The organism is Micromonospora sp. LHW51205 (assembly GCF_003315815.1).
Taxonomy (GTDB): Bacteria; Actinomycetota; Actinomycetes; order Mycobacteriales; family Micromonosporaceae; genus Micromonospora; species Micromonospora chalcea.
Window position 1 is genome coordinate 1,396,932 of the sequence record NZ_QMEZ01000001.1, and the last position, 23,018, is coordinate 1,419,949.

The 23,018-nt window shown below is 72.0% G+C and carries 21 protein-coding genes; 7 read left to right on the plus strand and 14 right to left on the minus strand.

What is annotated here, in order from left to right; genetic code table 11:
- The first annotated feature begins 182 nt into the window (after positions 1-182).
- The gene (locus DQE82_RS06595; RefSeq protein ID WP_013473529.1) at positions 183-449 is read left to right on the plus strand and encodes a BldC family transcriptional regulator; all 267 of its coding nucleotides are present in this window, start codon (positions 183-185) and stop codon (positions 447-449) included.
- Positions 450-506: 57 nt separating this feature from the next.
- Here DQE82_RS06595 and DQE82_RS06600 read toward each other — a convergent pair whose 3' ends face one another.
- Positions 507-1,151: a UbiX family flavin prenyltransferase gene (locus tag DQE82_RS06600; RefSeq protein WP_069088705.1), complete on the minus strand. Its 645-nt coding sequence runs from the start codon at positions 1,149-1,151 to the stop codon at positions 507-509.
- 145 nt (positions 1,152-1,296) lie between these two features.
- Here DQE82_RS06600 and DQE82_RS06605 point away from each other — a divergent pair, with 145 nt between their 5' ends.
- Complete coding sequence (locus tag DQE82_RS06605) at positions 1,297-2,262, plus strand: terpene synthase (RefSeq protein ID WP_069088706.1); 966 nt, start codon at positions 1,297-1,299, stop codon at positions 2,260-2,262.
- 19 nt (positions 2,263-2,281) lie between these two features.
- Here the strand turns inward: DQE82_RS06605 and mqnP are convergent, their stop codons facing one another.
- The 3 genes from mqnP to DQE82_RS06620 form a co-directional block, all read right to left on the minus strand.
- A complete protein-coding gene (gene mqnP, locus DQE82_RS06610; RefSeq protein ID WP_069088707.1) occupies positions 2,282-3,187 on the minus strand; it encodes a menaquinone biosynthesis prenyltransferase MqnP in 906 nt (301 codons plus the stop codon).
- Positions 3,187-4,644, minus strand: coding sequence for a menaquinone biosynthesis decarboxylase (locus DQE82_RS06615; protein WP_113972216.1), 1,458 nt, complete (start codon positions 4,642-4,644; stop codon positions 3,187-3,189). The genes mqnP and DQE82_RS06615 overlap by 1 nt, the downstream gene beginning before the upstream one ends.
- 93 nt (positions 4,645-4,737) lie before the next feature.
- On the minus strand, positions 4,738-5,292 hold the full coding sequence (locus DQE82_RS06620) for a carboxymuconolactone decarboxylase family protein (protein WP_113972217.1): 555 nt from the start codon (positions 5,290-5,292) through the stop codon (positions 4,738-4,740).
- Positions 5,293-5,355: 63 nt separating this feature from the next.
- Between DQE82_RS06620 and DQE82_RS06625 the strand changes: the two genes are divergently transcribed.
- The gene (locus tag DQE82_RS06625) at positions 5,356-5,826 is read left to right on the plus strand and encodes a MarR family winged helix-turn-helix transcriptional regulator (RefSeq protein ID WP_113972218.1); all 471 of its coding nucleotides are present in this window, start codon (positions 5,356-5,358) and stop codon (positions 5,824-5,826) included.
- 44 nt (positions 5,827-5,870) lie between these two features.
- Positions 5,871-6,095 (plus strand): hypothetical protein, encoded by a 225-nt coding sequence (locus tag DQE82_RS06630; RefSeq protein ID WP_043327397.1) that lies wholly within the window; start codon positions 5,871-5,873, stop codon positions 6,093-6,095.
- On the opposite strand, the gene ccsB is transcribed toward DQE82_RS06630, so the two are convergent.
- Genes ccsB through hemL form a run of 6 tightly spaced genes read right to left on the minus strand, consistent with a single transcriptional unit; the run spans position 6,064 to position 12,076 of the window.
- Positions 6,064-7,029 carry a c-type cytochrome biogenesis protein CcsB gene (gene ccsB / locus DQE82_RS06635; RefSeq protein ID WP_043327400.1) on the minus strand — a complete coding sequence of 322 codons (966 nt, stop codon included), beginning with the start codon at positions 7,027-7,029 and terminating at the stop codon, positions 6,064-6,066. The genes DQE82_RS06630 and ccsB overlap by 32 nt on opposite strands.
- The gene (locus DQE82_RS06640; RefSeq protein ID WP_113972219.1) at positions 7,029-8,648 is read right to left on the minus strand and encodes a cytochrome c biogenesis protein ResB; all 1,620 of its coding nucleotides are present in this window, start codon (positions 8,646-8,648) and stop codon (positions 7,029-7,031) included. The genes ccsB and DQE82_RS06640 overlap by 1 nt, the downstream gene beginning before the upstream one ends.
- The gene (locus tag DQE82_RS06645; protein ID WP_064448401.1) at positions 8,648-9,514 is read right to left on the minus strand and encodes a cytochrome c biogenesis CcdA family protein; all 867 of its coding nucleotides are present in this window, start codon (positions 9,512-9,514) and stop codon (positions 8,648-8,650) included. The genes DQE82_RS06640 and DQE82_RS06645 overlap by 1 nt, the downstream gene beginning before the upstream one ends.
- Positions 9,514-10,089, minus strand: coding sequence for a TlpA disulfide reductase family protein (locus DQE82_RS06650; RefSeq protein ID WP_030500717.1), 576 nt, complete (start codon positions 10,087-10,089; stop codon positions 9,514-9,516). Before DQE82_RS06650 ends, DQE82_RS06645 begins: the two co-directional genes overlap by 1 nt.
- Entirely contained in the window at positions 10,089-10,736 is a 648-nt protein-coding gene (locus DQE82_RS06655) for a histidine phosphatase family protein (RefSeq protein ID WP_013283542.1), read from the minus strand. The genes DQE82_RS06650 and DQE82_RS06655 overlap by 1 nt, the downstream gene beginning before the upstream one ends.
- Before the next feature lie 2 nt (positions 10,737-10,738).
- Positions 10,739-12,076, minus strand: coding sequence for a glutamate-1-semialdehyde 2,1-aminomutase (gene hemL / locus DQE82_RS06660; protein WP_043327407.1), 1,338 nt, complete (start codon positions 12,074-12,076; stop codon positions 10,739-10,741).
- A 144-nt stretch (positions 12,077-12,220) separates the two neighbouring features.
- Between hemL and DQE82_RS06665 the strand changes: the two genes are divergently transcribed.
- A complete protein-coding gene (locus DQE82_RS06665; protein ID WP_043327409.1) occupies positions 12,221-12,553 on the plus strand; it encodes an STAS domain-containing protein in 333 nt (110 codons plus the stop codon).
- Between the two features lie 96 nt (positions 12,554-12,649).
- Here DQE82_RS06665 and DQE82_RS06670 read toward each other — a convergent pair whose 3' ends face one another.
- Both DQE82_RS06670 and DQE82_RS06675 read right to left on the minus strand, forming a co-directional pair.
- Positions 12,650-14,242, minus strand: a complete 1,593-nt coding sequence (locus DQE82_RS06670; RefSeq protein WP_069088712.1) for an ABC transporter permease — start codon at positions 14,240-14,242, stop codon at positions 12,650-12,652.
- Positions 14,239-15,132 (minus strand): ABC transporter ATP-binding protein, encoded by an 894-nt coding sequence (locus tag DQE82_RS06675; RefSeq protein WP_069088713.1) that lies wholly within the window; start codon positions 15,130-15,132, stop codon positions 14,239-14,241. Before DQE82_RS06675 ends, DQE82_RS06670 begins: the two co-directional genes overlap by 4 nt.
- Before the next feature lie 53 nt (positions 15,133-15,185).
- Between DQE82_RS06675 and DQE82_RS06680 the strand changes: the two genes are divergently transcribed.
- Positions 15,186-15,710 carry a GbsR/MarR family transcriptional regulator gene (locus DQE82_RS06680; protein WP_223201263.1) on the plus strand — a complete coding sequence of 175 codons (525 nt, stop codon included), beginning with the start codon at positions 15,186-15,188 and terminating at the stop codon, positions 15,708-15,710.
- Positions 15,711-15,714: 4 nt separating this feature from the next.
- On the opposite strand, the gene DQE82_RS06685 is transcribed toward DQE82_RS06680, so the two are convergent.
- Together DQE82_RS06685 and DQE82_RS06690 are read right to left on the minus strand one after the other, a co-directional pair.
- Positions 15,715-16,272, minus strand: a complete 558-nt coding sequence (locus DQE82_RS06685) for a two-component system response regulator (RefSeq protein WP_013283536.1) — start codon at positions 16,270-16,272, stop codon at positions 15,715-15,717.
- The gene (locus DQE82_RS06690) at positions 16,269-20,633 is read right to left on the minus strand and encodes a HAMP domain-containing protein (RefSeq protein WP_043327414.1); all 4,365 of its coding nucleotides are present in this window, start codon (positions 20,631-20,633) and stop codon (positions 16,269-16,271) included. The genes DQE82_RS06685 and DQE82_RS06690 overlap by 4 nt, the downstream gene beginning before the upstream one ends.
- Before the next feature lie 168 nt (positions 20,634-20,801).
- Between DQE82_RS06690 and DQE82_RS06695 the strand changes: the two genes are divergently transcribed.
- The gene (locus tag DQE82_RS06695; RefSeq protein WP_043327416.1) at positions 20,802-22,865 is read left to right on the plus strand and encodes a SpoIIE family protein phosphatase; all 2,064 of its coding nucleotides are present in this window, start codon (positions 20,802-20,804) and stop codon (positions 22,863-22,865) included.
- Positions 22,866-23,018 lie beyond the last annotated feature (153 nt).

Consider the following 23,018-nt stretch of genomic DNA (forward strand, 5'->3'; position numbering starts at 1 on the left):
CTCACGGGGGTTCTCCGCCGGTACCATTTCCTAACTTCCCAGTGTGTGCGTTTTTCGCGTTTGGCGGACACGTCCGGTAGCCGGTGCTGTAATTGCCATACGTCCCTCATGACGGCTCTGGGCTCGCACCGGCCGGGGGCAGTGTGTTCAGCCGGGGGCTTCGTCGACGCGAGGAGGGGGCTGTGGACACTGGAGATCGCCTGCTGACACCGGGTGAGGTCGCTGCGCTGTTTCGGGTTGACCCGAAAACCGTGACCAGATGGGCAGCGGCCGGCCGGATCGGCAGTATCCGGACTCCAGGAGGGCACCGCCGGTTTCGGGAATCCGAGGTGCGGGCCCTGCTCGAGGGGGAGGGCATGCTGGACGAGGCGGAGGACATGGGCAAGGCCCGCAACATGGGCCCGACCGCTTCCACCGGCCCCGGCCCGGCGAACGCCGGCATGTACTGAACGTGCGGGGCGCGGTCCGATCGAGGCCGCGCCCCGCTCGTCGTACGCCGGGTCCGGTCAGGCCGGGCCGGGTTCCCGGCGACCGGAGGCCAGCTCGCCGGCCCACCGCCGGAACAGCGTGTGCGGGACGCCCAGCGCGTCCAGCACCTTGCCGGCCACGAAGTCCACGAGCTGCCCGGCGGAGGCCGCCGCCCCGGTGCCGTAGAAGCCCGGGCTGGCCGGCAGCACCACGGCTCCGGCGTCGTGCAGCGCGATGAGGTGCTCCAGGTGGCTGCGGGTCACCGGGGTCTCCCGGGGCACCACCACTACCGGGCGGCGCTCCTTGAGGTTCACCTCGGCGGCACGCTGGAGCAGATCCTTGGAGAGCCCGATGGCGATGCCGGCGCAGGCGGCGGTGCTGGCCGGCACCACCGCCATCCCACGTACCCGATAGGAGCCGCTGCTCGGGCCGGCGGCCAGGTCACCGGCGGGCCAGTGCCGGATGTCCGCGCCGGTGAGGTCGCGGTCGAGCCAGGCGGCCAGGTCCTCGGCCCAGTGCCCGTCCCGGAAGGGCCGGCCGGTTTCGTCCAGCACTGTCAGCCGGGCCGCCCGGGACACGATCAGGTCCACCGCCTGGCCCGCGTCGAGCAGTGCCCGGACGACCGCCGCCGCGTACGGCGTGCCCGAGGCGCCGGAGACACCCACCACCCATGGTTCGCGCATGCCCTCAAGCGTGCCTGGTCGCCGCGGGCGGCGGACCACGACCCCCGTTCGGGCGGCCCGCCCGGGATGTCCAGAGGGTTCACGGGAGTTCCCTCGGCGTGAAATTCTTCGATCGGCAAATCCACTTCCGTGGGAAGGGCCGGTGATGACTGCGGCGGTGCTGCGGGCGCTGCGCTCCGACTGCCCCATCACGCCCCGCCTCTCCCCGTACGCGGACGACGTGCAGGGCTGGCTGGTGGAACTGGTCGACCGGCTCGGTCTGCCGCCCGACCCGGCCACCCGGCGGCGGCTGGCGCGGGCCGGGTTCGCCCGGTACGCCGGCCGCCTCTACCCGGACGCCACCGAGGCGGACCTGCGGGTGCTGACCGCGCTGTTCACCTGGTTCTTCCTGGTCGACGACGCCTGCGACGGGCGGGACGGGCTGACGCCGGGGCAGATCCGCGCGTTGCGCGACGGCGCGCTCGCGTTGCTGCGCGAAGGTCCGCGAGCCCGCCATCCGGGCTTCTCCGGCCCGCTGCGCCGCCTGTTGGTGCAGGCGTGGCGGGAGCCCCGCCGCCGGATGCCGGCCCGCTGGCGGCTACGTTTCGCCGACGCGGTCGCCGACCACCTCGACGGCGTCCACCGGGAGGCCACCGCCACCGGGTCGGGCCGTCCGCCGGGCGTCGCCGAGTACGTGCGGCTGCGCCGGGCCACGTCGGCGGCGTACGTGTCGTACCCGCTCATCGAGTTCGCGTCCGGACGCCCGCTGCCCGACGCGGTCTACCACCACCCGGCGCTGCGGCGGCTCGCGGACCTCGCGAACGACCTGCTGTCCTGGTTCAACGACATCGCCTCGCTGGAGCGCGACCACGCCACCGGCGGCGGGCACAACCTGGTGCTGGCGGTGGCCGCCGAGCGGGGCGTGCCGCTGCCGGCGGCGGTCGACCTGGTGGCCGGGCACTGGCGGGCCGAGATGGACCGGTTCGCGGCGCTCCGCGCGGCGGCGCCGTCGTTCGGCCCGACGCTCGACGACGCCGTCTCCGTCCACCTCGACGGCCTGGCCGCCGCCGTGCGCGGCACCGTGGACTGGACGCTGGAGAGCGCCCGCTATCCGGTCACCCCGGCGTCCTGACCGCGTTCCGGCGTTGCCGTTACGGCCGCAGGCCGAGCCGGATCACCAGGTCGAGCAGCGCGAGGACGAACAACGCGATGCCGACGAAGCCGTTCGCGGTGAAGAACGCCCGGTTGACCTTGCTCAGGTCGGTCGGGCTGACCACCAGGTGCTGGTACGCGAAGGCGGCAGCGGTCAGCGCCAGCCCGATCCACCACAGCCAGCCGAAGCCGACCCACGCGCCGAACCAGATGAACAGCGCGAACGTCACCACGTGCGCGACGGTGGAGGCGTGCAGCGCGAAGCGCCGGCCGTACCGGGCGGGGACGCTGTGCACGCCGATCTCCCGGTCGATCTCCGAGTCCTGGCAGGCGTAGATCAGGTCGAAGCCGCCGATCCAGAGGCCGACCGCCGCGCCGAGCAGCCAGGCCGGGCCGGAGCCGTCGAGCGTGCCGGTGACCGCCAGCCAGGCGCCGACCGGGCCGACCGCCTGCGCCACCGCGAGGATGGCGTGCGGCCAGTTGGTGAACCGCTTGCCGTACGGGTAGACGACCAGCGGCACCACGGCCAGCGGCGCGAGCACCAGGCAGAGCGGGTTGAGCAGGGCGGCGGCGGCCAGGAACACCACGAGCGCGACGGCCGCGCCGGTCCAGGCCGTCCGCACGCTCACCGCGCCGGTGACCAGTTCCCGGTTCGCCGTACGCGGGTTCCGCGCGTCGATCCGCCGGTCGAGGATGCGGTTCGCGGCCATGGCGAACGTCCGCGCGCCGACCATCGCCACGGTGATCAGCAGCAGGTCGCCCCAGCGCACCCGGCCGCCGTTGAGCTGCATGGCGGTCAACGCCGACAGGTACGCGAACGGCAGCGCGAAGACCGAGTGCTCGATGGCGACGAGCTTGAGGAAGGACGCGACCCGGCCGGGCCGTTCCTGTACCGCCGCCGTCATCAGATCCCGTATTCCTTCCAGCGCTTGTCCACCAGTGAGACCACCTCGGGCGACATCCGCATCTCCTCCGGCCAGCCCCGGGTGTAGCCCTCCTCGGGCAGCTTGCGGGTCGCGTCGATGCCCGCCTTGCCGCCCCAGAACTGCTGGTACGAGGCGTGGTCGAGGTGGTCCACCGGGCCCTCGGTGAGCAGCAGGTCACGGGCGTAGTCGACGTTGCCGAAGGCGCGGAACGCGACCTCGTTGTAGTCGTGGACATCGCAGTCCTCGTCCACGATCACGATCAGCTTGGTCAGCGACATCATGTGCGCGCCCCAGATCGCGTTCATGACCTTCTGCGCGTGCTTCGGGTAGCGCTTGCGGATCGACACGATCGCGCAGTTGTGGAAGACACCGGCGGCGGGCAGGTCGTAGTCGACGATGTCCGGGATCAGGAAGCGCAGCAGCGGCGCGAAGATCCGCTCGGTGGCCTTGCCGAGACCGTGGTCCTCCTGCGGCGGCTGGGACGTGACGATCGAGTGGTAGACCGGGTCGCGCTGCATGGTCATGCACTCGATGTGCATCACCGGGAACGGCTCGACCGGCGTGTAGAAGCCGGTGTGGTCGCCGAACGGGCCCTCGGGCAGCCGCTCGCCCGGCTCGATGTAGCCCTCCAGCACGATCTGCGCGTGCGCCGGCACCTGGAGCGGGACGGTCAGGCAGTCGACCATCTCGACCCGCTCACCGGCGAGGAACCCGGCGAACAGGTACTCGTCGATGTCGGCGGGCAGCGGCGCGCTGGCCGAGTACGCCACCACCGGGTCCGCGCCGATGGCGATCGCCACCGGCAGCCGCTCGCCCAGCCGCTCCGCGACCGCGTGGTGCGCGGTGGAGTTCTTGTGGATCTGCCAGTGCATGCCGATCGTGTTGTGGCTGTGCTGCTGGAGCCGGTAGAGCCCGAGGTTGCGCTTGCCGGTCTCCGGATGCTTGGTGTGGGTCAGCCCGAAGTTGTGGAAGATCCCACCGTCGCCGGGCCACACCTGCAACCCGGGCAGCCGGTTCAGGTCGACGTCGTCGCCCCGGTAGACGACCTGCTGGCAGGGGGCGGTCTTGACCTTCTTCGGCGGCATCGACTTGAGCTGCATGACCTTGCCGAGGCCACCCATCATCCCGGAGAAGCCCTGCGGCAGCTCCGGCTTGAGCATGTCGCCGATCCGCGCGCCGATCTCGTCGAGGTCTTCCACCCCGAGCGCCATCGCCATCCGCTTCTCGGTGCCGAACAGGTTGATCGCCACCGGCATCTCGCCCCGGGTGGGGCGCTCGAACAGCAGCGCCGGCCCGCCGGCCCGGACGGTGCGGGTGACGATCTCGCTGATCTCCAGCGTGGGGTCGACCGGCGCGCTCACCCGCCGCAGCTCGCCCGCGCGCTCCAGCGCCGCGAGGAAGTCCTTGAGATCGGTGTACGGGAAGCGAGCCGCCATGCCGCCATCCTCCCGCACGTTCCTGCGAGGTAAGGAAGGGCCCCCTGTTAACGCCTCCGGTAGAGGAGGGGCCCCTTCTTAACACCCCGCAGCTCAGGCCGCGGACGTCCAGGCGTACACGGCCAGCGGCGCGTCGAGCGGCGCCTCGGTGAGCCGGTTGGCGAACGTGGAGATGGTGTACGTGCCGACGCCGAGCACCACGTCCAGCGCGTGCCGGCGCTGCCACCCGGCGGCGAGCAGCGCGTCGAGGTCGGCGTCGGGGACCGCGCCCCGGTGGTCGAGGACGGCGACGGTGAACCGGCGCAGCGCCTCCAGCCGAGGGTCGGGCAGCGTCGCGCCGGTCCGCAGCGCCTCGATCAGCTCCGGCGCGGCGGCGTGCCGGACGAGCGTAGCGGTGTGCATGGCCACGCAGAGGTGGCAGCCGTTGCGGGTGGCGACGGCGAGCACGACCACCTCCCGGGCGACCGGGTCGAGGTCGGTCGCCTCGAACGCGGCGTTGGCGGCGAGGAAGCCCTTCAATAGTTCGGGTGAGCCCGCCATCAGGCCGACGGCAGCGGGCAGGTGGCCCAGTGTGCGGCGTACCCCGGCCATGACCGGGCGGGCGGCGGCGGGTGCGGTGTCCGGCTCGTACGTGGTGAAGCGGGACATGACTGTGCCCCTCTCGTAAGATGGTCAACGTGGTTGACGAAATAGTAAACGTGGTTGTCGAACGTGGCAACGCCTGACCGCCCCGGCTTCGCGCTGCCGCTGCTCCTGCTCGCCGGCTTCCGTACGCTCGTCGACGACCTGCACGCCGAGCTGGCCCGCCAGGGGCACCCCGAGCTGCGCCCGGCCCACGGGTTCGTCCTCCAGGCCGTCGGCCCGGACGGCACCACCGCCTCCGACCTCGGCCAGCGTCTCGGCGTCTCCAAGCAGGCAGCGGGCAAGACGGTGGACCGGCTGGTCGCGCTCGGCTACCTGGAACGCGTGGACGACCCGGCCGACGCCCGACGCAAGCTGGTCCGGACGACCGCGAAGGGCCGCGACGGGCTGCACCGCTCGGCGGCGGTCTTCGACGAGCTACGCGACCGCTGGGCGGCCACGCTCGGCGCGGACCGGGTCGCCGCCATCGAGGACGACCTGCGCCGGATGGTTCCCGCCGACGTGTTCCGCCTCGACGTCCCCGGCTGGTTCGGCGGATGAATTCGTCACTGACAGGATCGCCGACGGCGGTTCATCATCGGCGGATGGACGACGCATACGTGGTGGGTGACCCGGACGGCCTCAGCCCACTCCAGGCAGAGATCCGCGACGCGGTGGCCCGCGAACTGCACGCCCAGTTCGCGCTCCGGGCCGACCGCCTCGAACTGGCCGACCTGCCGGAGGTGGCCTACCAGGTCACGCGCCGGGTGGACGAGGTGCTGAGCGCGCGCCCGGCCACTACACCCCGGCGTACGAGTGCAGACCGGTGAAGAAGAAGTTCACGCCGAACAGGTTCATCATCACGGTCAGGAAGCCCACGATGGAGATCCAGGTGGCCACGCTGCGCTTCACGCTCGGCGTGGCCCGGGCGTGCAGGTAGCCCGCGTACACCACCCAGGAGATGAACGCCCAGGTCTCCTTGGGGTCCCAGCCCCAGGCGCGGCCCCACGCCGCCTCGGCCCAGATCGCGCCCGCGATCACCGCGAACGTGAAGATCGGGAACGAGAAGGCGTGCAGCGTGAAGGTCAACCGCTCCAGCCCGGCCGCCGCCGGAAGGCGGCGGGCCAGGGTGTACGGGAAGCTGCGCCGCCCCTGCTCCCAGCCGGCCCGCATCAGGTACGCGGCAGCGGGCACCACGCCCAGCAGGAAGAGGCCCGAGGCAAAGATGATCGTCGAGACGTGGATGATGAACCACCACGACTGCAGTGCCGGCATCAGCGGCTCGATCGGCACGTAGAGCTTCAGCTCGGCGAACGCCAGCAGCAGCACCATCACCAGCGTCAGGAACAGCCCGAGCCGGCGCAGCCACGGCTGCTTCCAGAGCACCACGAGCCAGGCCGCCACACCGATCCAGGTGCCGGTCAGCACGAACTCGTACATGTTGCCCCAGGGCATCCGGTCGGCGGCGACGCCCCGCGTGATCACCGCGCCCAGGTGCACGGCGGCGGCGACCGCGGTGAGCCAGCCGGCGATCCGGCCGGCCAGCACGGCCCGGGCGGCGGAGTGGTCCGGCCGCGGCGGCGCGGCCGGCTCGTCGACGGTGCCGCCGGCGCCGCCGACGCCCGCGCCGACCAGTTCCCGCGCGGGCGCGGCCGCGGGGACCTTCCGCGCGTTGCCCAGCGCGAACTCCACGGCGTGGCTGATCATCGCGATCAGGTACACCAGGATCGCGTACGCGACCAGCTGGTCGGAGAGTGCGGACATCACTCGTCTCCTTCTCGCGCCCGCCGCGCGTCCGGCGCGTCGCCGCTCACCGCGGCGACGAGCTGCGCGAACTCGTCGGCGAACCCTGGGTGCTCGGTGCGCGGCAGCCCACCGGCCTCCACCAAACTACTACCGCCCGTCGGAGATACACCCTCCGGGGGCGAAACCCGGAACCACACCCGGCGCCGCCGGGCGAACAGCGAGCCCATCAGACCCAGCAGCAGCGTGCCGCTGGCCACCAGCAGCAGCGTCTGCCCGGGCGCGTGCCGGACCGCGAGCGTGATGTACGGCTTGGTGCCGACGAACTCCAGCGTGCTGCCGTCGTCGAGGGTCCACTTCTCCCCCGGCCGCAGCAGCTTGGTGCCGATCTCCTTGAGCTTGCCGTCGTCGATCTGCCGCCGGTCCAGCGCGTAGACCGAGCCGGGGATGCCGGCGTCCATCCCGAGGTTCCCCCGGTACGCGGTCAGGTTCACCATCGGGTTGCGCTCGGCCGGATACTGCGACGCCACGTACGGCGCGCTCTCCGGCCCGGTGGGCAGGTAGAGCCCGTCGAAGGCGACCTGCTGGTCCGGGGACCGCGCGCCGGTCTTCGGGTCGACGTTGGCGTCCGGGAAGATCGCCACGCCCTCCTCGGTCGCGTTGGAGTCGCCGGTACGCAGGAACGGCGCCTCGCTGGTCTGGCTGCGGCCGTACTTGTCGGTGTACTTCAGCAGCGGCGCGTAGCCGTTGCCGAGCAGGTAGACGTTCGCCGAGCCGAGCCGCAGCGGCGAGTTGACCGAGAAGCCGGCGGTCCGCGCCGTGCCGCCCGGCTCGTCCACGGTCACCGTGGCCCAGTAGCGGGACGCCAGCCCGGACGGCAGGTAGTCGGCCTCGAACTTCTCCAGCGTCAGGCAGAACGGCGGCAGGTCGGCGCTGTCCACGCGCGGGCCGAGCGACGCCTCGGCGTACTGCTGACGGGTGTTGCAGAAGGCGTTGTCCTCGCCCGCGACCAGGATGCGGTTGCCGTGCCATCCGTACCAGGAACCGAGCGCGACCCCGAGCAGGACGGCGACCAGCGACACGTGGAAGAGCAGGTTGCCGGTCTCCTTGAGGTAGCCCTTCTCGGCGGAGACCTCGTTGCCGCGCACGGTGACCCGCCACCGGCGGCCGCGCAGCACCGCCGCGATCGCCTCGGGGTCGGCGGCGGCCGGGGCCTCCAGCACCGTGTGCTGGGGCAGCCGTTCGAGCCGCTTCGGCGCGGCCGGCGGCTTCATCCGCAGCGCGCGGACGTGGTCCCGGGCGCGGGGCAGGATGCAGCCGATCAGCGAGGTGAACAGCAGCAGGTAGATCGCGGAGAACCAGACCGAGCCGAAGACCTCGAACGCGCCGATCTGGTCCAGCCGGGGCGCGAGGTCGGGGTGGTCCACGAACCACTGGTTGACCCGTTCCGGGTTGACGCCGCGCTGCGGCAGCACCGAGCCGGGGATGGCCGCGACGGCGAGCAGGAACAGCAGGATCAGCGCGGTACGCATGCTGGTGAGCTGCCGCCACGAGTTGCGCAGCAGGGCCAGCACCGGGTTGACCCGCCGTCGGGGTGCCTGCGCCGGAGGGGTCGACGGCCGGTCGTCGACGGTCGTCATCAGATGCTCACCTCGCCCACGCCCACGTTCGTCTGCAGCCAGATCACCACGTTCACCCAGCCGCCGCTGATCAGCGCCAGGCCGATCGCGATCAGCAGGGCCCCGCCGATGCGGGTGACCCAGCGGCTGTTGCGCCGGACGGCGCGGAACACCCCGAGCAGGCGCTGGAAGCCCAGCCCGAAGACGACGAACGGTATCCCCAGCCCGAGGCAGTACGCCACGGCGAGCACCACGGCCCGGTCGGTGCCCCCCTCGGTGGCCGCCATGCCGAGCACCGCGCCGAGCGTCGGGCCGGTGCAGGGCAGCCAGCTGAGCGCGAAGACCGCGCCGAGCACCGGCGCGCCGAGCAGCCCGGCGGAGGGCAGCCAGCGGATGCGGAACTCCCGCTGCATGCCGGGGATCACCCCGAGGTAGCCGAGCCCGAGCACCACCACGAGCGCGCCGATGACGATCTCCAGCGTGCGCTCGTACCGGAAGAAGAGCTTGCCGACGCCGGAGAAGAGGATCGCGGTGGCGACGAACACGACTGTGAAGCCGGCAATGAACAGCAGCGTGCCGGCGAGCACCCGGCCCTTGACGGCCGCGGTGGTCCGGGCCGGCGCCGCCCGCTCGGCGACGCCCACACCGCCCCCGCTCGCGCCGCCGCTGTTAACAAGGGGCCCTTCCTCTACCGGAGGCGTTAACAGGGGGCCCTTCCTTGCACCCTCCAGGTCGGCGCCGGCCAGGCCGGTCACGTACGACAGGTAGCCGGGCATCAGCGGGAGCACGCACGGGGACAGAAAGCTCACCAGCCCGGCCAGTGCGGCCGCGCCCACCGCGAACAGCAGCGGGCCGGACTCGGCGAGCTGGCGGAACGTCTCGCCCATCAGCGGGCGCCGTTCGGCGCCGGTGACTCGGCGGCGATCTTCTCGACGATCGGTCGCAGCTCGTCGCGGGTGACGGCCCGGCGGATCACCACGGCGATCCGGCCCTCGCGGTCGAGCACGACGGTGGCCGGGGTGGTGTTCGGCGGGATGTCGAAGTTGAGCGCCTGCCGGCTGGCCGGGTCGAAGATGCTCGGGTACGTGACCCGGCCCTCCTCGAAGGCGAGCGCCTTGTCCTTGCTGTCCTGCACGTTGATGCCGAGGAACGTCACGCCGGAGCCCTTCGTGGCCTGGTAGGTGTCCTCCAGGTCGTCCGCCTCGGCACGGCAGGGCGCGCACCAGGAGCCCCAGAAGTTGACCACGACGACCTGGCCGCGGTCGCGGGAGATGTCGTAGCCGCCGCCGGTGAGCAGCTCACCGCTGACCTTCGGCGTCTTCGAGCGCTGGTCGGGTGCGCAGGTGACGACGGAGCCGTCGGCCGCGCACCGGCTCTCCTGGCTGCCGGAGGAGCAGCCGACCAGCGCCGTACCGGCGGTGACGGCGGCGAGCAGGGCGGCGGCGAGCCTCCGGGTGAGCATCAGGCCCCCTTGGCCGTCCGGGCGGTCGGCGAGATCGACACCAGGTGGGCGGCCGGCTCGGAGTACCCGATGCCGACGATCTTGGCGCCGTCGAAGTGGAACGAGGTGAGGCTGGCCAGGCCGCACTGGCGGCGGCGCGGGTCGTGCCAGAGGCGCTTGCGCTCGACGTGCCGGCGCAGCGTCCAGATCGGGAGCTGGTGCGACACGAGCACCGCCTCGCGGCCCTCGGCGGCGACGCGGGCGGCGTGCAGCGCGGCGAACATGCGCTCGGCGATGGCCCGGTACGCCTCGCCCCAGGACGGGGTCACCGGGTCGCGCAGCACCCACCAGTTGCGCGGGTCGCGGAACGAGCCGTCACCGGGCGAGACCTTCTTGCCCTCGAACCAGTTCGCGCTCTCGATCAGCCGCTCGTCGACGCCGACGGAGAGGCCGAACTGCGCCGCGATCGGCTCGGCGGTCTGCTGGGCGCGCTCCAGCGGGCTGGCCACCACGTGCACCACGGTCCGGTCGGCGAGCGCCTGCGCGGCCGCCTTCGCCATCTGCACGCCCAGCTCGGAGAGGCGGAACCCGGGCAGGCGGCCGTAGAGGATGCCGTCCGGGTTGTGCACCTCACCGTGCCGCAGCACGTGCACCACGGTCTCCGCCATAGTTACCCCCCGCTTCCCGCCGCTGCCGCCGCCCGCGCCGCCACCGGCAGGGCGGCGGCGATCTGCTCCCACGCCGCGTCGTCGATCGCGGTCGAGACGAACCACGACTCGAACGCGCTCGGCGGCAGGTAGACGCCACCGGCGAGCATCGCGTGGAAGAACGCCTTGAACGCCGGCACCACCTGGGTACGGGCGCTGTCGTAGTCGCGCACGTCCGCGTCGGTGAAGAAGACCGAGAACATGTTGCCGGCGGTGGAGAGGCGGTGCGGCACGCCGGCCGCGGACAGCGCCTCGGTGGTGAGCTTGCCGAGCGCGGCGGAGGTCTCGTCGAGCCGCCGGTAGAGCGCGTCGTCGGCCAGCCGCAGCGTGGCCAGTCCGGCGGCGCAGGCCAGCGGGTTACCGGAGAGCGTCCCGGCCTGGTAGACCGGGCCGGCCGGGGCGAGCTTCGCCATGATCTCCGCGCGCCCGCCGAACGCCGCGGCGGGCAGGCCGCCACCCATGACCTTCCCGTACGTCCACAGGTCCGCGTCCGACGGGTCGAGGCCGTGCCATCCGGCGCGGGACACCCGGAACCCGGTCATCACCTCGTCGACGATGAGCAGCGCGCCGTGCGCGTGCGCGATCCGGGCCAGTTCGGCGTTGAAGCCGTCACGCGGGGCGATCACGCCCATGTTGCCGGCGGCGGCCTCGGTGATGATCGCGGCGATGTGCTGCCCCTGGGCGGCGAACGCCTCCTCGACCGCGCGCAGGTCGTTGTACGGCAGCACGATCGTGTCGCTCGCCGCCGCGCCGGTCACGCCGGGCGAGTCGGGCAGGCCGAACGTGGCCACGCCGGAGCCGGCGGCGGCGAGCAGCGCGTCCGAGTGGCCGTGGTAGCAGCCGGCGAACTTGATGATTTTGGAGCGGCCGGTGAAGCCGCGGGCCAGCCGGATCGCCGACATGGTCGCCTCGGTACCGGAGTTGACCAGGCGCACCTGCTCGACCGGCGTCCGCGCGATGATCTCCTCGGCCAGGTCCACCTCACCCGGGGTGGGCGTGCCGAAGCTCGTGCCCAGCGTGGCGGCCTCGCGCAGCGCCTCCACCACTGCCGGGTGCGCGTGGCCGAGAATGAGCGGGCCCCAGGAGCAGACCAGGTCGACGTACCGACGACCGTCGGCGTCGAAGAGCCACGGACCCTCCCCCCGGACCATGAAGCGCGGGGTGCCGCCGACGGCACGGAACGCGCGCACGGGAGAGTTCACCCCGCCGGGCACGACGGCCTTGGCGCGGTCGAACAGGGCCTCGGAGGCCGGGGCGTCGGCCGGGTAGCGGCCGGATCCGGCGGAAAGCGTCTCGGTCACGATGGGCCCATTGTGTCAGCGTCGGAGTGCTGCCTGGCACGCACCCCGCGACGGGGGTTACCAGGCTCACCCCGGTGAGCGGCGGCAGGCCGCCAGCGATCCGCTCGACAGGCCCGTCGGTCGAGATCGCGATAGGCTGACCGGGTGGATCGTGCCGAACTGTCCATCGCCGTACAGCGGACCGGTGACGAAGCAGTGCTTCGTCTGGCCGGTGAGATCGACATGCTCACGGCCGCCCAGCTCTCGACGGTGGTCAACGAGGTGCTGGCGGATCCGCCCCCGCGCATCGTGCTCGACCTGGCCGGGGTCACGTTCTGCGACTCGCAGGGCCTCGGCACGCTCGTGGTGCTCAGCCGCAAGGCCAGTCATGCCCAGTGCCTGCTGATACTCACCAACGTCGGCGACTTCCTGATCCGCGTCCTGGACATCACCGGTCTCCGCAGCGCCCTGATGATCCGCAACGAAGCCACCCCGTAGCCCGACCCTCGCTTTCCTCCGCGATCTTGCACTTGCGGCCCTCCATGAGGGTGATTCACCCCTTTCGCCGGGGCCGCAAGTGCAAGATCAACGCTGCTAGAGGACGGGGACGTCGCGGCGGCGGAAGGTGAGCAGGCCAGCCGTGGCCAGGGTCACCGCCAGGGCCGTGAGCAGGTAGAGCGGGGTGGGGGTCCAGGCGTCGCGGAGCACCTGCGGAGTGTGCGTGAACGGGGACAGGTCCAGCAGCCACTGGTCCAGCTCCAGCACCGCGCCGAGCTGCCCGAGCAGCACGCAGACCGCCAGCACCGCCCAGGTGACCGGCGCGAGCCGGGGCAGCAGGCCGTAGAGCAGCACGGCGAGCCCGGCCAGCACCCACGCCGCCGGCACCTGAGCCAGGCCCGCGGCGAGCATCCGGCCCAGCTGGCGGGGCACGTCACCGGTGCTCAGCCCGTACGTCAGGCCGGTGGCCAGCCCGGTCACCGCGAGCACCACCACCGGGCCGAGCAGCGCGAACGTCACGTGCGAGAGCAGCCAGGTCGAGCGGCGGGTGCCGGTGGCCAGTACCGGCTCGGCGTGCCCGGCGGACTCCTCGGCGCGCATCCGCAGCGCGGCCTGGATGCCGTACCCGGCGGCGGCCAGCCCGGCCAGGCTCAGCGTCACGCCCAGGTACGCGTCGGCCATGCCGGACGCCCCGCCGAGCCGGGCCACGATCTCCTCCATCCGCGGGCTGCCCTCGACGGACCGGCCGGCCGCCTCGGCCGCGCCACCGAGGATCAGGCCGAGCAGGCCGAACCCGACCGACCACCAGAGGATCTGCCCCCGGTGCAGCCGCCAGGCCAGGCCGAACGGACCGGACAGGCCACCACCGGCGGCGGCCGGGCCGAGCCGGGGCGGCAGCACGCCCGCGCCCAGGTCGCGGCGGACCGAGACCGGGTACGCGAACGCGGCGAGCAGCGCCGTGGCGGCAAGCGGCAGCAGCAGCACCCACCACCGCTCCCCCTCGTACGGGCGGACCCGGGCGGCCCAGCCCAGCGGGGACAGCCAGCTCGGCCAGTCGTTGCCCGCCGTGTCCCCGGCCAGGCGCAGCCCGAACGCGGCGCCGAGACCGGCGAGGCCGATGCCCCGCGCCCCACCCGCGGTCTCGGTCAACTGGGCCGCCAGCCCGCCGAGCGTGGCGAACACGACGCCGGTCAGCACGGTGACCAGGCCGTACGCCAGCGAGCCGCCGACCGGCAGCCCGGTCGCGACCAGCCCGGCGGCGGTGAGCAGGCCGAGCAGCAGATCCGCCGCGTACGTGACGAGCAGCGCGGCGGTCAGCCCGGCGTGCCGCCCGAGCACGTTGCCGCCGAGCAGTTCCCGCCGGCCGGCCTCCTCCTCGGTGCGGGTGTGCCGGATGACGGTGAGCAGGCTGGCCAGCGCGACGATGAGCAGCAGGAAGCCGCTGCGCTGGGCGGTCAGCCCGCCGATGCTGTCGCCGTAGGCGGGGCCGAGCAGCGCGACGATCGACGGGTTGCGGGCGGTGCCCTCCAGGTACGCGGCCCGCTCGGCGGCGGTCGGGAACAGCCCGGCGAAGCTGGCCGCGTACGTCATCGGCAGCACCGCGAGGATCAGCACCCACAGCGGCAGCAGGAGACGGTCCCGGCGCAGGATCAGCCGGACCAGGTGGCGGGTGCCGGTGAGCGTGCTCATGCCCGGTCCGCCGTCTCGTAGTGCCGCAGGAACAGTTCCTCCAGCGTGGGCGGGGTGCTGACCAGGCTGCGTACGCCCAGTTCGGTGAGCCGGCGCAGCGCGGCGTCGAGCGCGGCGGTGTCGACGTCGAAGCGCACCCGCCGCCCGTCGACCCGCAGGTCGTGTACGCCGGGCAGGTCGGCCAGGCCGTCGAGCGGCGCGGTGACCTCGGCGTCGATGGCGGTGCGGTGCAGGTGGCGCAGGTCGCCGAGCGTGCCGGACTCCACCGTCCGGCCGGCCCGGATGATCGTCACCCGGTCGCAGAGCGCCTCCACCTCGGCGAGGATGTGGCTGGACAGCAGCACTGTGCGTCCGTCGTGGACGGCGCGGCGGACCCAGTGCTGGAAGACCTCCTCCATCAGCGGGTCGAGCCCGGAGGTCGGCTCGTCGAGGATGAGCAGTTCGACGTCGGAGGCGAGCGCGGCGACCAGGCCGACCTTCTGCCGGTTGCCCTTGGAGTAGGTGCGGCCCTTCTTGCGCGGGTCCAGCTCGAAGGAGTCCAGCAGTTCGGCGCGGCGTTTCGGGTCGAGCCCGCCGCGCATCCGGCCGAGCAGGTCGATCACCTCGCCGCCGCTGAGGTTGGGCCAGAGCGTGACGTCGCCGGGCACGTACGCGAGGCGGCGGTGCAGCGCTACCGCGTCCCGCCAGGGGTCGCCGCCCAGCAGCCGGGCGGCCCCCGCGTCCGCCCGCAGCAGGCCGAGCAGCACCCGGATGGTGGTCGACTTGCCGGAGCCGTTCGGGCCGAGGAAGCCGTGCACCTCCCCGGTGCGGACGGTCAGGTCGAGCCCGTCGAGGGCCCGGGTGCGGCCGAAGGTCTTCACCAGGCCGGACACATCGATTGCCGTTTCCATAATTCAGAAGCTACGCTCGTTTCACAAACTTGTGAAGACTGTAGGGTCACGGGGTGAGTGTCGAGGAGCCGACCATGAACGAGCCGTTCCGCCACGACGAGGAGGAGGTACACCTCTTCGTGGAGCGGATGGCGATGGCCTTCGCCGACGTGGGCTTCCCCCGGATGGCCGCCCGGGTCCTGTTCACGGTGATGAGCGCCGACGACCCGCTCACCGCGGGCGAGATCGCCGAACGGCTCGGCGTCAGCGCGGCGGCGGTCAGCGGCGCGGTCCGCTACCTGACCCAGTTCGCCATGCTGGTCCGCGAGCCGGTCAAGGGCTCCCGGCGCGACCGCTACCGGATGCCGGACAACCCCTGGTACGAGGCGACGATCACCAAGACCACGCTCTACAAGAACTTCATCGACATCGCCGCCGGCGGGGTCGACGCGCTGCACGGCCGCAGCACCCCGGCCGGTGAACGGGTCGCCGAGATGCGCGACTTCTTCCTCTTCGTACAGGAGGAACTGGAATCGCTCGGCGACCGGTGGCGGGCCCGGCGGGCCGCGACCGGGCACGGCGGCCCGGCCGGCGGCTGAACCGTCAGCGGGTGTTGCCCCAGCGCGCCTGCTCCAGCAGCTCGACCGCGCGTTCGCGGGTGGACGGGTCGTCGTCGGCGCGCAGCAGCGCCGTCGCCTCGTCCACCGCGTCGGTCAGGTGCCGCCACTGCAGATCCCGCTCCCGCACCAGGTCCGACTGGGCGGCGAGCTGCCGGGTCTTCACCCACAGGTCGACGAAGACGGTCACCTTCGCCCGCAGCACCCACGGATCGAACGGCTTGGTCAGGTAGTCGACCGCACCCGCCGCGTAGCCGCGCAACGCGAGCTGCGCGTCCTTGTCCGCGGCGGTCAGGAAGATGATCGGTACGTGCCGGGTGCGCTCGCGCCGCTTGATGTGCGTCGCCGTCTCGAAGCCGTCCATGTCGGGCATCTGGGCGTCCAGCAGGATCACCGCGAAGTCGTCCACGAGGAGCTGCTTGAGCGCGGCCTCGCCGCTCTCCACCGCGACCGACTGCACCGGGAGACCCTGGAGGATCGCCTCCAGCGCCATCAGGTTCTCCCGCCGATCGTCCACCAGCAGGGCCTTGGCCGTCTGCGTCACGCGTTCTCCTCGCCTCGGCTGCGGCCGATCCAGGACGCCATCAGCTCGATCAGCTCGTCCAGGTCCACCGGCTTGGTGATGTAGTCGCTGCCGCCGGCGCTGAGCGCCGACTCCCGGTCGCCGGGCATCGCCTTGGCGGTCAGGAAGACGATCGGCAGGTCCGCGAACCGGTGGTTGCGGCGGATCTGCGCGGTCGTCTCGTACCCGTCCTGGTCCGGCATCATGGCGTCCATCAGGACGATGTCCACCTCCGGATGCTCGGCGAGCTGGCGGACGCCGTCCGCCCCGTTGTCCGAGTACAACACGGTCATGCCGTGCAGTTCCAACGCGGACGTCAACGCGAACACGTTCCGCACGTCGTCGTCGATGATCAGCACGGTCACGCCGTCCAGCCGCCGGGTGGCCGGCGTCTCCTGCGGCTGCGGCAGCTCCATCGGCATGAGCAGCGACGACGGCAGGCCCGCGCGGCTCGGCGACGGCGGCGCCGGCGCCACCACCGCGTCCGGCGCCAGCACATCGGGTACGAAGAGAGTGAACGTCGAACCCTGACCGGGCGCGGACGACACGGTGATCGTGCCGCCGAGCAGGCGGGCCAGATCACGGCTGATGGACAGCCCGAGGCCGGTCCCGCCGTACCGCCGGCTGGTGGTGCCGTCCGCCTGCTGGAACGCCTCGAAGATCAGCGACAGCTTGTCGTCGGAGATGCCGATGCCGGTGTCGATCACGGTGAACGCGATCACCCGCTGCGCGTTCGTCAGCGCCGGCACGTCGAAGACGGCGTTCTCGGCCGCCGGCCCGATCCGCAGCGTCACCGCGCCGTTGTCGGTGAACTTCACCGCGTTGGAGAGCAGGTTGCGCAGGATCTGCTGCAACCGTTGGGCGTCGGTCACCAGCGCCGGCGGCAGATCGCTGCTGACCCGTACCTGGAAGTCCAGGCCCTTCTCCTCGGCCTGCGGCGCGAACGCCTGCTCGACGTAGCTCCGGATCTCGGCGAACTGGATCTCGGTGGGCTCCACGTCCATCCGGCCCGCCTCGATCTTCGACAGGTCGAGGATGTCGTCGATCAGCGAGAGCAGGTCCGAGCCGGCGCCGTGGATGGTCCGCGCGAACTCGATCTGCTTCGCGCTGAGGTTGCGCTCCGGGTTCTCGGCCAGCAGCCGGGCCAGCAGGAGCAGCGAGTTCAGCGGCGTACGCAGCTCGTGGCTCATGTTCGCCAGGAACTCCGACTTGTACGCCGACGCCCGGGTGAGCTGCTGCGCCTTCTCCTCCAAGCCGAGTCGGGCCAGCTCGATCTCCCGGTTCTGCGTCTCGATGTTGGCCTTCTGCTCGGACAGCAGCTTCGCCTTGTCCTCCAGCTCGGCGTTGGTGCGCTGCAACTCGGCCGACTGGTCCTGCATCTCGTGCGCCAGCCGCTGCGACTGCGCCAGCAGCTCCTCCGTACGCCGGTTGGCCTGGATGGTGTTGACCGCGACGCCGATGGTGAGCACCAGCCGCTCCAGGAACGCCAGGTGCAGGTCGGAGAACGTGGCCACGCCGGCGAACTCGATCACGGCGAGCAGTTCGCCCTCGAACAGGACCGGGAGCACCACCAGGTCGGCCGGGGGCGTGTCGGCCAGCCCGGAGCGCACCACGAGGCGCCCGTCCGGCTGCGCCTTGACCCGGATGGTCCGGCGGGACAACGCGGCCTGCCCGACCAGCCCCTCACCCGGGCCGAACGTGACGTCGTGCCCCCGGGCCACGTACCCGTAGGAGGCGGTGAGCCGCAGCCGCATGCTGCCCTCGGAGCTGTCCGCCAGGAAGAACGCGCCGAGCTGCGCGTCCACCAGCGGGGTCACCTCCATCATGATCATGCGGCAGACCTCGCCCAGGTCGCGCTGGCCCTGCAGCAGACCACCGATGCGGGCCAGGTTCGAGTCGAGCCAGCCCTGCTCGGCGTTCTTCTTCGTCGTCTCCCGGAGGGTGACGATCATCTGGTTGATGTTGTCCTTCAGCTCGGCGACCTCGCCCTGCGCCTTCACGTTGATCCGCTGGGTCAGGTCGCCGCGGGTCACCGACGTGGAGACCTGCGCGATCGCGCGCAACTGCGTGGTGAGCGTGGAGGCGAGCTGGTTGACGTTCTCGGTGAGGTCGCGCCACGTACCGGAGACGCCCTTGACCTGGGCCTGACCGCCCAGCTTGCCCTCGGTGCCCACCTCGCGCGCCACGCGCGTGACCTCGTCGGCGAACGAGGAGAGCTGGTCGACCATCGTGTTGACGGTGTTCTTCAGCTCCAGGATCTCGCCCTGCGCGTCCACGGTGATCTTCTGACCCAGGTCGCCGTTCGCCACCGCGGTGGTGACCGAGGCGATGTTCCGCACCTGGCTGGTCAGGTTCGACGCCATCGAGTTCACGTTGTCGGTCAGATCCCGCCACGTACCCGAGACGCCCTTGACCTGGGCCTGACCACCCAGCTTGCCCTCGGTGCCCACCTCACGGGCCACCCGCGTCACCTCGTCCGCGAACGACGACAGCTGGTCCACCATCGTGTTGACAGTCGACTTCAGCTCCAGGATCTCGCCCTGCGCGTCCACGGTGATCTTCTGCGACAGGTCACCCTTCGCCACCGCAGTGGACACCTGGGCGATGTTGCGGACCTGCGCGGTCAGGTTCGACGCCATCGAGTTGACGTTGTCCGTCAGGTCCCGCCAGGTGCCGGCGACGCCGCGTACCTGCGCCTGGCCGCCGAGCTTGCCCTCGGTGCCCACCTCACGGGCCACCCGGGTGACCTCGTCGGCGAACGACGACAGCTGGTCCACCATCGTGTTGACAGTCGACTTCAGCTCCAGGATCTCGCCCCGGGCGTCCACGGTGATCTTCTGCGACAGGTCACCCTTCGCCACCGCCGTGGTGACCGAGGCGATGTTCCGCACCTGGCTGGTCAGGTTCGACGCCATCGAGTTCACGTTGTCGGTGAGGTCGCGCCACGTACCGGAGACGCCCTTGACCTGGGCCTGGCCGCCCAGCTTGCCCTCGGTGCCCACCTCACGCGCCACGCGCGTCACCTCGTCCGCGAACGACGAGAGCTGGTCCACCATCGTGTTGACGGTGTTCTTCAGCTCCAGGATCTCGCCCTGCGCGTCCACGGTGATCTTCTGACCCAGGTCGCCCTTGGCCACCGCCGTGGAGACCTGGGAGATGTTGCGCACCTGGCTGGTCAGGTTGCCGGCGAGCTGGTTCACGTTCTCGGTGAGGTCCCGCCAGGTGCCGGAGACGCCGCGCACCTGCGCCTGGCCGCCCAGCTTGCCCTCGATGCCCACCTCGCGCGCCACCCGCGTGACCTCGTCGGCGAACGACGACAGCTGGTCCACCATCGTGTTGACGGTGTCCTTCAGCTCCAGGATCTCGCCCTGCGCGGCCACCGTGATCTTCTGCGACAGGTCACCCTTGGCCACCGCCGTCGACACCTGGGCGATGTTGCGCACCTGCGCGGTCAGGTTCGACGCCATCGAGTTGACGTTGTCGGTCAGGTCCTTCCAGGTGCCGGCCACGCCCGGCACCTCGGCCTGGCCGCCCAGCTTGCCCTCGGTGCCCACCTCGCGGGCCACCCGGGTCACCTGCTCGGCGAACAGCCGCAGCGTGTCGGTGAGCGAGTTCATCGTGTCGGCCAGCTCGGCCACCTCGCCGCGCGCACCGACCGTGATCTTCTGCGACAGGTCGCCCTTCGCGACGGCGGTGGCCACCTGCGAGATCGACCGCACCTGGCCGGTGAGGTTCGACGCCATGGTGTTCACCGAGTCGGTGAGGTCCTTCCAGGTGCCGGCCACGCCACGCACGTCGGCCTGGCCGCCCAGCTTGCCCTCGGTGCCCACCTCACGGGCCACCCGCGTCACCTCGTCGGCGAACGACGACAGCTGGTCCACCATCGTGTTCACCGTGCGGCCGATGCGCAGATACTCACCCCGGAGCGGACGACCGTCTATCTCCAGCGCCATGTGCTGGGAGAGGTCACCGTCGGCGACCGCCACGATCACCCGGGCGATCTCCGTGGTGGGCCGGCCCAGGTCGTCGATGAGCGAGTTGACCGCCCGCTGCCCCTCCGCCCAGGAGCCGTCCAGGCCCTCGTCGTCCAGGCGCTCGGTGAGCCGGCCGTCGCGGCCGACGATCCGGCTGATCCGGCGCAGGTCCAGGTGCTGCCGCTCCTGCAACGACACCACGTCGTTGAAGGCGTCGGCGACCTCACCGGGCAGTCCGGCCCGGCGCGGCAGGCGTACCCGCAGGTCACCGTGCGCCACCCGGCGCAACGCGTCGACCAGCTCGCCGAGGAGCACCTCGTGGTCGGGCGCGGACGGGTCCGCGGTCACCGACTGTTTTGCCGTGGTCATGGTTCCTCGCTCCGCTCGGGCTCGTGCCGTCACGCGGCCATCCCATCATTCTGCCGCGCGATCCGTCGAGGTCACGGCGTGCAACCGCGCGTCACGCGCCGTATCCGCCCGACTGGCCGGTTCGCCGGACCCTTGGCACCCGGGGCCGGACCGGTGGAGGATACGGAGGTGTCAGCGGAGGCGGGGGCCACTCGGAGCGGCGGTGCGGACGAGCACGTCCGCCGCGTCCGCCTCCCCGCAGACCGCCGCACCCCGGCGGCGGCCCGCGCGGTGGTACGCACCATGCTGCTCGAAGCGCGGCTGCCCGAACTGCTGAACGAGGCGCTGCTGCTCACCACCGAGCTGACCACGAACGCCGTCGAACACGCGCGCACCGAACTGGACATCGAGGTCGAAGCCGACCCGAACGGCCTCACCGTCACCGTCACCGACTTCGCCTCCGGACCCGTCGACGAACTGATCGTCGGCGTGCGCAACACCACCTCCGACATCACCGAAGTGGCCGCGCGGGGACGCGGACTGCTGCTCGTCGACCACTTCTCCAGCCGGTGGGGCACCACGTACCTGCCCACCGGCAAGGGCGTCTGGTTCCGCCTCGACCGGCCCGGCCCCGGCGGGCCCGCCCGCCCGTCGGCCGGCCCACCGCCGGTGACCGAGCCGGAACGGACCGGCGACGGTACGCCCAGCGCCGCCGCGATGAGCGAGTTGATGCAGATCACCCCCGACCCGTACGCCGACGAGCCACTGCCCGAGTTCGCGACCGCCCTGCTGAGCCGGGTCGGCGAAATGGTCGGCGCCGCCGGTGGCACGGTCCGGCTGGACCGGGGCGACGGGCTCGGCACCCAGGTGTTCGCCCGGTACGGCCGGCACCCGCGTGAGGGCAACGAACTGCTGCGCGTACCGCTCGCCGTGCACCGCCCGTACACCGGTGAGCTGGAACTGGACGCGGCACCCTCCACGTACGCGCGGCCGCTGGCGGTGCTGGCCGCCGAGCGGCTGTCGCTGCACCTGGAGAACGACCGGCTGCGCCGCGCCGACGTACGCCGGTCCACCTGGCTGACGTTCCTCGCCGAGGCGAGCGAACTGCTCGCCCAGTCGCTGGACGTCGAACTGACCATGGCGCTCATCCCGCAGCTCGTGGTGCCCCGGCTCGGCCAGTGGTGCGCCGTGCACACCACCGACGAGTGGGGGCGGCTGCGTCTCGCCGCGTCCAGCCACGCCGACGAGGCCATGCTGCCGCAGCTGCACCGGATCCTCCAGGAGACCGGCCCGGACTCGATCCAGTCCCGGCTGCGCGAGGCGTCCCGCAACGCCGCCCAGGTGCCGCTCGGTGGGCCGATGGAGGGCTTCGCCGTACCGCTGATCGCCCGTGGCCAGCGGCTCGGCACCCTCGCCGTGGGCCGGCACCAGCGGCACCGGCACGACCCGGACGAGGTCTCGGTGCTGGAGGACGTGGCCCGCCGCGCCGCCCTCGCCATCGAGAACGCCCGCATCCACGCCGAACGCCGCCGGGTCGCCCAGACGCTCCAGCAGTCGCTGCTGCCGCCGGTGCTCCCGGTGGTCGAGGGCATCGGCTTCGCCGCCGAGTACGTCCCGACCGGCGACGACGCGGAAGTCGGCGGCGACTTCTACGACGTGGTCCCGCTGCCGGACGGCCGCTGGCTCGTGGTGGTCGGCGACGTATCCGGCAAGGGCGTGCAGGCGGCCGCCGTGACCGGCCTGGTCCGGGACGTGATCCGGGTCCTCGTCGGCGACGGCAAACCGCTGCCCGAGGTGCTCAGCCGGCTCAACGAGACGCTCGTCGAGCGCGGCGGCGGACGCTACTGCACGCTGGCGCTGGCGGCCGTCTCACCCGGCGACGGCGACCAGCTCGACGTCTCGCTGCACCTGGCCGGCCACGACCGCCCGGTGCTGCTGCACGGTGGAGGCGGCGCCACCTTCGTCGGCACCGGCGGTACGGCGCTGGGCCTGCTCGACACGATCACCACGCCGACCGCCGAGCTGGCGCTCAAGCCCGGCGACGCGCTGATCTTCTACACCGACGGGGTCACCGAGCGGCGGCGCGGACGCGAGCTGTTCGGCACCGAACGGCTGCGCGAGTCGGCGGCGCCGCTGGCCGGGTACTCGGCCGACGTGGTCGCGGCACGGCTGCGCGCGGCGACGATCGCCTTCTCGGTGGAGCCACCGCGCGACGACATAGCCGTCCTGGTCCTCCGAAACGACACCCCGTAGCCCTCTCCCCGCGCCCCGCCCCCGGTTCCGACTCCGGTTCCGACCCCGGTTCCGACCCGGCGGTGATCAAGGAGTTTGTGGCCTGGGGAGGCGCGAAACGTGACACAAACTCCTTGATCACGACAGTGGTGGGGAGTGCGGGTTGTCGGTGGC